The 12358-nt window shown below is 62.8% G+C and carries 8 protein-coding genes; 2 read left to right on the top strand and 6 right to left on the bottom strand.

Annotation, left to right across the window (positions count from 1 at the left end; genetic code table 11):
* Window positions 1-192: 192 nt before the first annotated feature.
* From DBR20_RS07345 to DBR20_RS07335, 3 genes are all read right to left on the bottom strand, one after another.
* Complete coding sequence (locus DBR20_RS07345; RefSeq protein ID WP_229980143.1) at window positions 193-1080, bottom strand: XVIPCD domain-containing protein; 888 nt, start codon at window positions 1078-1080, stop codon at window positions 193-195.
* Between the two features lie 123 nt (window positions 1081-1203).
* Window positions 1204-1833 (bottom strand): hypothetical protein, encoded by a 630-nt coding sequence (locus tag DBR20_RS07340; RefSeq protein ID WP_108265721.1) that lies wholly within the window; start codon window positions 1831-1833, stop codon window positions 1204-1206.
* Window positions 1833-2759 (bottom strand): XVIPCD domain-containing protein, encoded by a 927-nt coding sequence (locus tag DBR20_RS07335; RefSeq protein WP_108265720.1) that lies wholly within the window; start codon window positions 2757-2759, stop codon window positions 1833-1835. The genes DBR20_RS07340 and DBR20_RS07335 overlap by 1 nt, the downstream gene beginning before the upstream one ends.
* 507 nt (window positions 2760-3266) lie before the next feature.
* Between DBR20_RS07335 and DBR20_RS07330 the strand changes: the two genes are divergently transcribed.
* Both DBR20_RS07330 and DBR20_RS07325 read left to right on the top strand, forming a co-directional pair.
* The gene (locus tag DBR20_RS07330) at window positions 3267-3776 is read left to right on the top strand and encodes a hypothetical protein (RefSeq protein WP_108265719.1); all 510 of its coding nucleotides are present in this window, start codon (window positions 3267-3269) and stop codon (window positions 3774-3776) included.
* Between the two features lies 1 nt (window position 3777).
* Entirely contained in the window at window positions 3778-7599 is a 3822-nt protein-coding gene (locus DBR20_RS07325) for an XVIPCD domain-containing protein (RefSeq protein ID WP_108265718.1), read from the top strand.
* 244 nt (window positions 7600-7843) lie between these two features.
* On the opposite strand, the gene DBR20_RS07320 is transcribed toward DBR20_RS07325, so the two are convergent.
* From DBR20_RS07320 to DBR20_RS22075, 3 genes are all read right to left on the bottom strand, one after another.
* Entirely contained in the window at window positions 7844-9988 is a 2145-nt protein-coding gene (locus DBR20_RS07320; RefSeq protein WP_181393042.1) for a C-terminal helicase domain-containing protein, read from the bottom strand.
* Between the two features lie 129 nt (window positions 9989-10117).
* The gene (locus DBR20_RS07315; RefSeq protein ID WP_108265716.1) at window positions 10118-10765 is read right to left on the bottom strand and encodes an OmpA family protein; all 648 of its coding nucleotides are present in this window, start codon (window positions 10763-10765) and stop codon (window positions 10118-10120) included.
* A partial coding sequence (locus DBR20_RS22075; RefSeq protein WP_108265715.1) for a hypothetical protein occupies window positions 10762-12358 on the bottom strand: 1597 nt, incomplete at its 5' end. The genes DBR20_RS07315 and DBR20_RS22075, both read right to left, overlap by 4 nt.

Here is a 12358-nt window from a genome sequence, read left to right as displayed (position 1 = left end):
ATTGCGGATCATGCGAGCGTCCTTCAATGGGCACGGAGGGTGTCCTGGCTCGCGGGGCCGTTCTTCGACGGCCCGGCCCTGCATCTGTCTGCGCGGGGTGGGGCTGGCTGGGTAGCGGGGGAATGGTAGCAGGTGGGGCCCGTGGCGTCCGCCTGCGGATGCATGGCGGACGCGTGATCCTGCACGGAGCGCCTACCCCATGCGCGGGGCGTGCGCCTGGGCCAGCTGCTGCTCTTCCTGTTGCCGCTGGGCATCCCGCTGCGGCTGTGCCTGCGCCAGCTGCTCGATGCGCTCGAAGGAGGCAGCTACCGGCGTCTGCGCCGCGACGTCAGCCGGCAGGCTGGCGCGCTGGTGCGCCGGGTCGTTGCGGTCGCCCTGCACGATGAAGAGATTGGGTGCTGCATCGCCACGGCGGTCCCCGAGCAGCACGTCGTCCACGCGGGCGAACTGCTGCTCTTTGGAGAGCGCGAGAAGGCTGGCGCTGACGTTGCCGTTCTGGGCGCCGAAGGCACCGAGGTCGGCCACCTGCTGGTGGATCTGGTTGAGGCGGGAGTGATCGGCGTGGGATGGATCGGCGGGGGTTCCGCTCAATGGATGGGCATCCTGCGCCCGCTCGCCATTCTGCGAAATCCACCACTGGCCGAAGGTCTGCGCCGGCATGTCATTCCACTTCACCTTGTCCAGCTCGCTGTCCTTGACCTGCTGTGGGATAGCGTTGATCGCGGGGATGTTGTCCAGCACCTTGATCGAGCCTTCGTAGCTCCTGATCTCACCGGCCAGCCCTACCGGGCGCAGACCCGCGTGGTTCAACGCACCCCAGGCGAAATCGGTGCAGGCATTGGTGACCAGGTTGTAATTGTTCTTGTCGAAGCCATGCTTTTCCGGGGCTTCGGTGAACTCCATGATCTTGTCGTACTGCTCCCTGCTGATCTCGATCGTGCGCTCGTAGCGCGGATTCCTGTAGACCAGATTGTCGTAGGTATCAACTTCACCTGCGTCCGGGTTGGTTGGCGTGGGCGCGCGCGTATAGCCGTAGCTTTTCGGATCGCGTCCGCTGCCATCATCGATCGTCAGGAACATGTGCCCCACGGACGAGTTCCCGAGCCGTACTGGCACGGAATCCCTTTCGCCCCAGCGAGGCGTTCCCGGAGCAGCCACATGGATCGTGACGGTGAAACGCTCTGCAGTGCCCTTCTGCATCTCTCATTTTCCCAGTAGTTGGAAGCCGACAATAAGCTCGGCCGATATGTCATTGAGCTGGGGTCGATCCTCCAGCAGGTCCACGGTCAAATGGTATCTGCCGGCATCCAGCAGGCCCGCATCGGCCAGTTGCAGCATGTGGTAGGAAACATCCTGCGAGTACAGTCCAGCCTCGATCAGCATCCCGCTTTCAACTTTCCCCTGAACCAACTTGCCGACGTGGCCGTCAGGCGGAAGAGGCTCCATGCTGCGGCCTCCCGGGGCCGTGGTCATCAGCCGCACCGATGTAGCGTGGTCACCCTCCAGGCGCTCCAGGCGAACGCGCGCGGGGACACCGACGTCCCTTATCCGCTCTGCATCGGCGAGCAGCGGCTTGACGTCTTGAGCCTGCAGGCGGAACCCGATCTTCAAACTGGGAATCGCGGGAGGTACCGCAGGCGGCAAATCAAATGTCACGTCGACGATGCCCCCCGCCTTGTCCAGTCGCACGCCTCGAGTGAACGGCACCACAGTGCGTGCATCAGCCTCGGCCCGGGTCAACAGCTTCGGCACTTCAGCTGGCGGCGAGGCGCTGCCGCAGCCCACCAACAACGCAAGCGCAGCAAACGCAACAACCGCACGCACTGCCCGCATCACTGCTCCTTCAACCGCAGCGAATCAGCCACATCGGTCTGCGCCGCAACCTCGGTAGCGATGCTCGCGCGTCGGTGACCCGGGTCGTCACGGTCACCCTGCACGATGAAGATGCTCTCCGCCTCGTGGCTGCTCTTCGTCGGCCGGCTGAGCAGCACGTGGTCCACGCGGGACAGGTTGTTCTGCTTGGCCAGCACCAGCAGGCTGGCGCTGATGCGCTGGCTGGTGTCGTCGAAGGTGCGCCCGTGGGCGGCGTCCAATTCGGCCACCTTCTGGATCAGCTGCGCGAACAGTCGATGGTCCGGGTGCGAGGGATCCAGCAGCGTGCCCGCCACTTCCATCGGGCTGGGCGGCGGTTCGTGGCTCGGTCGACCGCCTTCGCGGTGCAGCTCGGCCTCATGTTCGGGCATCGGGTAGTGCTGTTCGCCATTCAGCTCGCTGGCCGGGAATGGCGCCGCAATACATTGGATTTCCGGCAAGTTGAACAACACCGCGAACTCGCCCAGGTCGCTACCACCGTCCAGCGGTGCCGGCTGCGAATGCAGGCCGGCATAGTGCAGCGCGGCCCAGACGAAATCGCTGCAGCGATTGATGGTGGCGGGTCGATCGACATCGAACTCGAACTCGGCCGGCTCCTCAGCAAAATCGCGCAGGCAGCCGTAGTGCTCCTCGCTGATTTCCAAGGTGCGGCTGTAGTACGGGTCGCGGTGCTCGTCGGCGTCGTCTTGCACGACTTCGGCGTACTGCACACCGGCAGCAGCCTCACCGGGCGGCAGGCGCGGCGGTGCGAAGCCGTAGCTGTGCGCTTCCTCACCTGCGGCGGTCTGGAAATACATGTGGCCGCGCGGTGAGCTGCCGCCGCTGTTCAGCGGGGTGCCGGGCGCGGCCAGAAAGAGGGTTACCGTGTAGCGTGTTGCTTGCTCCATGCCTGCTCAGCCTTGTTGGGTACTGCGGTCCTGGCCGGATGATCGCATAGGTGGGTTCGCGGGCAGGTGGAGAGCCCGGGCCGGGGTGGCGGTGGTTTGCTGAATGTGTGAACCAGCGTGCACTCCGGTGGCGCGTAGGGGCAAGGATGTGGAGTGCGACGGGGAGGAGTCGTATATTCGTTAGCTACAGAGCAATGGAATTGCTGATGAACCCATCTTCGCCAGGCCCCGTGCCGCAATGTAAGAAGGATGAGCCCACCGAACGGGACAGCGCGAACAATGCGTTCTGTCGTGTTTGGCCAGGAAAGTCTTGGCGAGTACAGACCTCGGCCACGGACGCGACGCTTGCTCCGCTTCCTCGCAGCGGTTCCGGCCGGAGTCGGTATACGGCGCATAACGCTATTCTGGAACCTCCGCAGTTACAGCGCCTACGGACGGAAACTAGCATTGCGAAGGCACGCGACATTCATCATCAGCACCGATCGGTACCAAGCCTAGGAAAAGACGATGCCCATTGAATTTAGGCCCGACTCCAACTCTGCGCTCGATGCATCCAGCGCGGTGAGAATTTCTTTTCCGCGGGCTCTACCTGCCACTCTGTCCGATGGACGCGAAGTCACTGAGTATCAATATACTTTCCGTCGTGACGGTGAGCGGGTAGCATCGCTTGGCGTCTTTGGAACCGAAGCGCTTACAGTTGACGAGAACGGCCGCGAGCGGATTTACACGCTGGACCTTAGCACCAGTAAAGCACTGAAATCGATCATCGATTTCAAAGAGGAAATAGGAAACTCCGATGAGATTTCTGCATTCATTCGTGCTGTCGCGCAAGGACTGGTGAATGTATTCTCCAATCAACCCAGCATTTTCGAGAGCATTCGCTACATCGCAGTAGCTCGGACTGATTCATTGCTTCAACTTGGCATCCCTGTGCCAGCAGACAGCATGCAGCTACGGGACGAGGAAGTGGTACTAGGCAGCTTGTTTGTTCCCCAGAAGCGGGCCGAGGCAGGGTGATATGCCCCAGTTCTCATTTGAAGAATTCGCACTGACGACCTTGACGCCTGCCACAGATGCGGCCAGTGGAGCACCACTCACCGACCAGCAGAAGGCGGAGGTGATCAAGCACCTGAAATCCCCAGGCTCCGGGCCCGACGGAATAACGAGCTACGAAGACTTCGTCAACTCAAAGCTACGCAGCTTCCCCGCTGAACTTCCGTCCAGCATTGACTATGTAGCGTTCTCGGGTACGGACAGCTTCGACAATGGCAACTATTTCAATGCAACGGAGTACGGTAAGAGTCTGCAGGGAAGGACAGGCATCATCGGGGATACGCCGTGGGGAAAGTACATTGAAGAGATAGTCAACAAACCTGAAGGCCACCCGGATTTCCACGCGATTGCCGACAAATTCCAGGCATTCATGGATGCCCGAGGCTTCAAGCCGATGGGCAACGGCGTTGGCGCGCTCCAAGACATGATGTGGAACGCCGGTAGCCCGAAGTTCTTCGAAAATGCCATCGCAACAGGAAAACCCCTGGTAGCGTTCGTCGATGGGGCCAAGCCCGGACGTGGCTTCGACAGATTTGAACTAGCTAGCGCGCTCGACCACCCCACCGTCCGCATCAACGGCTACCCGATAAGCGCATTCGGCCCCGAGCCACTGGCCTTCGCAAGCCAGTCTGCCGCCGAGTACCAGTCGCTTGAGCGAACCCTCGCGCAGCATGCCAGCACCCACAGCGCACAACCCGTCGACGTCGCGCAGGTGCGTCTGCATCTCAAACCCATCGATGGCTATGACGCTGTCAGCAAGACACTCTTCGATCGGCCGCTGCACGATTACAGCGCGTTGAACCTGAGCGAGATGTCGACCACGCGTGCGAATTGGGTCGCAGCGCATGCCAACCTGGCCACAGGGCCACGCCTGTTCGCTGACCTGCCCGAACCACCATCGCACGCGCCCCTGCTGCCGGGTGCTCCACGCGGCCCACCCCGGGCGGCGAGTGTTGCCGAAGCATTAGCCGACATCGCACCGCATGGCGTACACGCCGGAATCAACCCCGCCATCAAGGTTGCCGGTGTTGCGGGTGTCGCTCTGCTTGCGCACGACTTCGCCACTTCTGGGCACAAGTGGATTGAGCTGAACTCGCAGGGTAATGCAGCAGGAGCAGATTCCACCGCTGCACATTTCGTGGGCCGCAACGTCGGTGGCGCAGTGGGCGGTTTTCTTGGCGGCGCGGGTGTCGGCCTTGTTTCGGGCTCCTGGACGGGCCCTGGCGCCATTGCAACCGGTATCGGTGGAGGCGTTCTGGGCGCGTACCTCGGTGAACGTTGGGCCGCGCAGAAAGACATCGAACACGTCTATTCGCAGGATGACCCGATGGGGCGCACGTGGACACGTTCCCCCGCCGATCCCGACGGGCGCTGGTTGCGCGAAGGCGAACAGCAGCAGGTCCAGAGCAGCGACCTTGGCACCGGTGTCGAAGTCCGCCCTGTGCACACTGCGCAGGGCGACGACGTTACCTTCCGCACCACCTACGTGGCCACCGGCACATTAGAGCGCCAGTTGAACTGGCAGGCGGCCCGAGCCTCCTATGAGCTGGGCCTGTCGAATCCGCCACCACCACAGAATCCCTACCGACTGAGCGCGAATGGTTTGGCCGAGCCCGCGCGAGGCGCCTTCGAAACCGATCGCACCTTCGTACGCGATGTCAGCTCGGGGCAATGGGAACTGGAAATCAAGGAAATGGTGGATGGGCGTGTGCCCAACAGCCGCCACCTGCCGGTCTCGGCAGAGCAGGCTCAGTCGCTGGATGAGCAATCACGCACGGTCATCGCCCAGAACGCAGCAAACACCAAAGCCGCGATGGCTGGGCGCTACATGGTTGCTCACGAGCAGGGCCGATGGGGCGACTTCGGCGACGCGAACAATCCATCCATTCCCCGTGCCATTCAAGACGCGCAAGCCAGCGCCGACACGTTGAAGGCAAGCAATGGCAATGCCTATACACGGCAGGCGGACGGCCAATGGGTCAGCAAAGGCGTGATCTTTGACAGCACCGCCAACCGAAACCTGAGCGACGAGTTGGAGATCACCTGGCAAAGCCAGAATGACGGTATCGCCGGGCTGCACGACATCGCCAAGCAGCTCAAAGACACCGCGCAGGTTGCACCCGAGGGTATTCGCGGCCAAGTGGATGCGCTGTACGCGCGGCATGGCATCGAGCGCACCGAGCAGCAGCTTGCAGCTACAGCCGTCGCCGTGGAGCAGACGCTGAACCTGCAAGGCAGAACAGGCGACGTGGTTCTGGAACTGATGCCAGACCCACGTACCCACGCGCCCAGCGCAGAAAGTGCTATCGCCACTTTTGGTGACGCGGGCGGCAACCGGATGGTGCTCACCGGCACCACCACCATTGAAGACATTTCGCGGGCTCAATCGCAGTTTCGGCCCGAAGCTTCACTGGCCGCCCAAGGCGCTGCACCTGCAGATCATGCGACGACGCCCGACGTGCCCGAGCTACGCATTGCTGCGTTGACGGCAAAGGAGCAGGACGCACACCGGCAAGCCCTGCAGGAGGCCAATCGCCAGGGCAGCGCGGCGGTGGATGCGCAGCAAGCAGCGTCGGTGGCAGTGCTGGAGGCGCGAGGGGTGCACGTTGACCCGGTTGAGGTACTGAAGGTCGACAGTGACCTCCAACGAGGTACGGCACCCGGCGCTGCCATTGAACCCGCTCGCGAGCCAACTCCGGCGCCCGCTCCTGTCATCACGGCGCCCTCGGCGACGATTGTTGAGCCAGAGCACACACCTCCGTCGCGTGAGAGTGAGCAGCGAGTAGAGAGTCGCTCTGAACGGCAAGCCGATTCGGCGCAGCGCGCAGAGGATGCTGCCCAGCAGGACGCTCGGAAAGAGGAATCGGCACCGACTGCACAAGCAGCGGGCCCTCAAAGTGCCTCGCATCATGAACCGAATGTAGAGCAGGCGCGACAGAGCCAGAGTACCCCGGGGGTAATTGCTGCGGCCATTGCAGGCTCAGCCCAGCCAGTTCAGATGCAAGAGCCCAAGGCTGAGCCTCCCGCGCATCAGGCCCGTGTTGAGCCGCAGATGCTTACCGACGCACTGCCGGTACAGGCTGCCGCCGCTACAGCTCAGGCCGAAGCAGAGAAGCCACTGCCGCGACCTTTTGAGAACGAGCAGGCGCCAAGGACCGCGCAGGAAGTCCCGTTGGATCTCCAAGTATCGTCGCCACCGGCCCGCGACAATCCGGAGCCGAATGCTGCAGGCCCCAGAACTGCTGAGGTTGGCGGAGACGCTACCCATCAGGCGGTGCTCCCCTCCTCGCCCTCAGGTGAGAAACGCAACCTCGCAGAACATGCACACCCGCAGCCCACCGCTCTGGCGGAGAGCAACCCAATGCAGCCCGGCCATCCCGATCACGCGCTCTATCAGCAGATCCGCGACGGCGTGGAGGAGCTGGACGCCAAACATGGCCGAAGCTTCGATGCGACGAGCGAGAGAATCACGGCCAGCCTGCTGGTTCTAGCCAAGGACAATGATCTGTCCCACGTCGATCATGTGCTCGTGAGCAACGCGACGGCAGCGCACCCCGCGGGCCATAACCTCTTCGTGGTGCAGGGCGAGGCGAACGATCCCGCCCATCTGCGCGCATCCATGCCAACGGCGGAGGCCGCGCAGACACCGGTGGAGGAATCACTGCTGCAGTTTGATTCGGTCAGCAAGGAAGCGCAGCAGCGCGTACTGGCCAATCAGCAGGAGCAGCAACTGCAGGACGAGCGAGCACAGCAGGACATCCAGGTGCGCGCGGCCAGCATGGGATGATCGCCGGGTTCAGATGGAGGTCACGATCAGCTGGCGCTGAGAACCTCAGCAGCGGTTCTTCATTCCAATCCATCGCTCAGGCGCCAATCCGCCACAGGGTCGGCCAGCGGGTTGCCGGTATAGATGCTCTTGTTGGCCGCATCCAGCACCACGCTGAAGACCTTGCGCTCCAACGGGATGCAGATTTCCGATGCTGGCAGAATGGAAAGGAGGGACGCGCCGCCAGCGCGCGTCCTTTCACAAACTACCTACGTGACTGTGCTGGTGAGAAGCATGGCGCGGCCTCGGCAACGCGATTGCGCAGCTGCACGCCAATCACATCCGCGGCATCGCACTCCGGCAGAATCTCGCCATGCAACTGCGATCGCAGTGTCTGCCAGCGATACTGGAGCACTCGCCACTGCCGCTCGTCATAGGTACCTTCAAATACCACCGGACGCACCTGGATGCGCGGCATCGGCACGGGATCCTCGGGACATTCAATCGCTCTCTCCAGCAACTGCTGCCACAGGCTGCCCATCCGGTCCACCCGTCCAATCTGCTGCTCCACTACGGCCGGGTTCCATTCCAGGTGCAGCAACACCACGGTACGGCACGCCAGATGCAGGTTAAGCCCCTCACGTCCCACCTGCGACTGGGCGATCAAAACCCTGGGATTCGCATTGGCCCGGTTGAATGCCAGCTGCAGCAAGCGGCGGGTGCCTGGCGCAGTGTCGCCATTCAGTTGACGCGCGAACCCGCCTTGCTGATGCGAGTAGTCCTGCCTAAGCCGCTCAAGTGTTGCACTCCACGTATTCTCGCCGCGGGACCCATCGTCAACCTCCCCGTCAGCATCATCGGTCAAGGGATCCAGGTTGGCAGCCGCCTGCATAAGCTCAACGAATGCAGTGGCCAGCTGCACTGGCGTCGGGTCTTCGGCTTCACCCTCCAGATGATCGGCCAAAGCACGCGCCACCACTGCCAGTGCGCCGACTACGGATGAGGCACCACTGCGGGATTGGCGCTCATCCTCGAGCATCTGCAGCGGCACGGCAAAGCGCGCCCCAAGCAGCGGATCCAGGGAGGTGAAGCCGACCTTCAATTTGCGCAGCAAGCCGGTACGGAAACGTTGCCGACTGTTCTCGAGCTCACGGTAACCGGCCTGCAGCTTCTGTTCGATCGCCTCCAGGTCGACCTCGCGCTGGAAAAGCTGCCGATGCGCCACCTGCAGTGCCGCACGGTCATCATCACTATGGAGGCCACTCTGCGGCCACACTTTTCCTTCGTCCAGAGCGCGCAGCATCGCCCGTGCGTTGAGAAGGTGTTGAAGAGCGTTCATCGGCGCACGGTAGTGGCCGAACACGAGCACCTTTTCATTCGCGGCAACGCTCTCGACGGCGTCCACCGCTGCCAGCAACGCGGGGTGGGTGTAGGGCGCTCCATTTCCCGGCGCGGCTTCGCGCACGGCACGTTGCATTGCCCTGTGCCACCACTCGGCACGTGCCTTGCGCTTGCTGAAGGCCGCCGCATCATCCAGCACCGAGGAGCTGACGTCCGGCTGCAACGGGGTTTCCTCCTTTACCGCGTCGATCAACCCACTGATGCCGTGGCCGTTCCCCACAGTCAGCCGGTGCCGCTTGGCGCGATTGTCCAGCACGCGCGTTGAGGTGAACGACAGCGCCTCAGCCGCACACACCGCACGCATCCAAGGCTCGGACATCGTGGACGGATCCATCCTCACCTTGATTGGACGGACTTCACGATAATCCTGCCCAGCTGGCGTTGCATGCTTTGAAAACTGCTGCACCGTAGGATCCTCACGCTTGTCCCGACGCAGCAGATAGGGATCCAGCGCATTGCGGTAAGCCGCCGCTGCTGCCAGGTAGGCCTGCTCGTGCCCCTCATTCAGCGGCGCACGGCGCAAGTCATCCACACTGGCAACGTACTTTTTGATTGCATCCACCGGCGGCTTGGCGACACCTATACGCCGCAGGCTCTGCTCCCACTGCGATGCGTCCAGCTCAACCGGCGTTGCACTCATTGCAAGGCAGCGTGCAGAACTGCTGCGCATTAGAACATCGTCCAGCAGAGTGGAAAGCAGGCTCTCCTCGTTCCGGCTCTTGTGCGCCTCATCGATGATCACAAGGTCGAAGGCTCCAAGCCCCAAGCCCGTCACCTGATCCACGGCATGACGCAGCGCGCTTCGAGCGGCATGGTTTTCGCCGTTCGCAGTTTCGCTCCATGCTGGAAGTTCTTCATGGATGAGCGAGCAGCACAGCAACGCTGAAGAAGAGTGAGTGCGGCTGCCATGTGGAGCCGCACGCAGCACTGGACCTACAGCTGCAGCCATTGCAGCTGGGAACGCACCACCCCACCTTGCGGAGACGTGCGCATCAAGGGCTTCACCCATTTCACCCACTGCCCCCACTGTCAGTCGGCACCGGTGGCGTGCCGCCCGGCCACCACGCTGGACAGCCTGTTTGAAGGCCTGCCCGAAGCCTGGCTGCGGGCAGGCAAGCGCTGAGAGCTGCGACATGGCTCAGCTGCGGCTGCCGTCCAGGGTGAAGAACACTTCCACCCTGCGATTGCGCGGATCAGATGGTGGCACCTCGGCCAACGGTCGCGAGTCGCCATAACCGGCCACCACGATCCGCCGGGCAGAGGTGGCGTCCAGTGTCCCCAGCAGGGTCTTGCGCGCCTCGCGGGCGCGCGCGGCCGAAAGCGTGAAGTTGTCGTCGTAGACGGTGCAGAAACGCGCGAAGTCGGTGACAGGACGCTTTACTGGTGCGTCGTCGGTATAGCCTTCCACGAAGATCCGCCCCGCAGGGTGGTCGCGCAGGAAGTTTCCCACCTGTGCTTCCACCGCCTGCATGGCTGCACCGGCGGCAGGTGTTACACAGGCACTTCCCTGCGCGAATACACCGTCACGCAGAGTGATGCGTCGGCTGGCAACGTCAACACTGATCAAATGCCCTGCCCCCTGTGTACCCAAGGTTCCCTGCACCTGCTGCAGCAGCTCGGCCACCGGGTTGCCGGTGGCCGCATCCAACGCGGCCAGGTCCCGCTGGTGCTGGGCCTCGGCGAACTGCCGCTGCAGGACGACCACGGCCAGCATCAGCATCACCACCGCCAGCACGCCGGCCATCAGGTCGGAGATGGCCACCCATTCGTTGGGCTTATCCTTCATCCGGCCAGCTCCGCCTCATCCTCCACCCTGGGTTGGACCAGACGACGGAGTTCCGCATGGAACGCTTCCAGATTGTCGGCCTGGCGCCTCAGAAGGTCATAGGTACCTTGGTGCGCATCTACCAGGCGCTTGGTGCCTTGGGACACCACCTCGCGCAGCTGTTGGCCTTCATTGCCATCGCGCTGCATCGCGGCCTGAACCTTGTGCAGAGTCTCTCCGACCAGTTCCAGACTGGCATGCGCAACTTTCAACTGGCCACCCACCTCAGCCGCGCTTCGGGCAGCAGTTGAAACCGCCTTGAGCCCGGTCTTGATCTTGATGCTGTTGGCCTTGATGTAGTTCGTCGACTTCACGATGCTCTCCTGGGCCGCATCAGTGACGAGCTTGAGCGATTCGAGACCCTCCTGCTGCCTGTGCGAAGACGTTTCGATGCTCCTCGAAACCTGGCCCAAGGTCTGCTTTGACTCCGTCGTGAACATCTCGATTGAGCTGCTCAAGCCAGTCGCGATCGTCCCCAGATTGCTGGCCATGGCGCTGACGCTGTCCCGCAGCGAGGTATCCATGCGTTCGATGGTGCCTCCCAACTCCTCCTTGATTGTTCCCAGCGTGTTGCGTACACCGACGTCGAATGCAGCGATGACACCAGACACGTGCTCGGCAGCACCGTTCATGTTCGAAGCTGCGGCCGACATGGTGTCGGCGCTGCGCTGGATCGAGCCGCTGAAGGCCTCCTGAGAGGCGGTGAACGCCACCAGCACCTGCTGGGTATCCAGTGCGATCTCGTTGCCCTGCTCCTGCATGGCGAGCAGCGCCTCCAGTGCCTGTGCAGCCTGCTCGGCCACACCGCGTTGCGCGGCCTGATCGTCCTGCATGCGTTGCTGCAGCTGCGCGAACGCATCGCCAAGCAGCACCCGCAGCTGCTCGGCGGCAGCACGGTCAGCCTGCAGCCGCAGGCTGCGATCCTGCTCCAGTGCAGCCATGAACTGCTGGCCCAGGGCCAGCACGGCCTGCTGCATCATTTCGGCCGTGCCGTCCTGATGTGCCAGGCGCAGGCCACGGTCCTGCTGCAGCCTCTGGTCCAGAGAGCCATCCATGTTCACGGCCACTTCGGCCAACGCATCCCGCATGCGCTGGCTGCGCTGCTCTTCCAGGTACTCGCCCGCCTGCCTGGCCTTGTCCATCTCCAGCTTCATGCGGGCGATCACCCACTGCTGGCGCTGGGTCTCCCGCCCCAGGGCCGCCAGTACAAGCTTCACCAGCAGGAAACCGAGGATGCCCCAGGTGGAGGTCCTGAACTTGGTACCTAAGCCCCCCATCATTTCCAGCAGGTCGTTCATCCCGCCATCAAGTGCGTTCTGGGCGTTGGCATTGCTCAGGATGGAAGAGGCACTGTCCAAGGCAATGCCCAGGCCCACAAAGGTACCCAGCAGGCCGAAGATCAGGAGCAGGCCCGGCACGATCTCCGCATACTTCTCCGGCTTGGTGGCAACGGCGTCGCACACATCGTTGAACGAGCCGTGGTCCACATCCAGCCCGGTGTTGCCGCGCTCCGTGCCTTCCCAGTTGGCCTTCCAGTTATCAGGCCGCGCAGTG

It is taken from the genome of Stenotrophomonas sp. HMWF023 (assembly GCF_003060985.1).
GTDB lineage: Bacteria > Pseudomonadota > Gammaproteobacteria > Xanthomonadales > Xanthomonadaceae > Stenotrophomonas > Stenotrophomonas lactitubi.
Note: the sequence above shows the minus strand (reverse complement) of the source record. Positions and strands in the feature narration are given on the sequence as shown.

Coding starts and splice junctions, on each gene's coding strand:
- DBR20_RS07345 (WP_229980143.1), bottom strand. CDS start 1,080: ATGTTCCTGACGATCGATGATGGCAGCGGACGCGATCCGAAAAGCTAC.
- DBR20_RS07340 (WP_108265721.1), bottom strand. CDS start 1,833: ATGCGGGCAGTGCGTGCGGTTGTTGCGTTTGCTGCGCTTGCGTTGTTG.
- DBR20_RS07335 (WP_108265720.1), bottom strand. CDS start 2,759: ATGGAGCAAGCAACACGCTACACGGTAACCCTCTTTCTGGCCGCGCCC.
- DBR20_RS07330 (WP_108265719.1), top strand. CDS start 3,267: ATGCCCATTGAATTTAGGCCCGACTCCAACTCTGCGCTCGATGCATCC.
- DBR20_RS07325 (WP_108265718.1), top strand. CDS start 3,778: ATGCCCCAGTTCTCATTTGAAGAATTCGCACTGACGACCTTGACGCCT.
- DBR20_RS07320 (WP_181393042.1), bottom strand. CDS start 9,988: ATGGGTGAAGCCCTTGATGCGCACGTCTCCGCAAGGTGGGGTGGTGCG.
- DBR20_RS07315 (WP_108265716.1), bottom strand. CDS start 10,765: ATGAAGGATAAGCCCAACGAATGGGTGGCCATCTCCGACCTGATGGCC.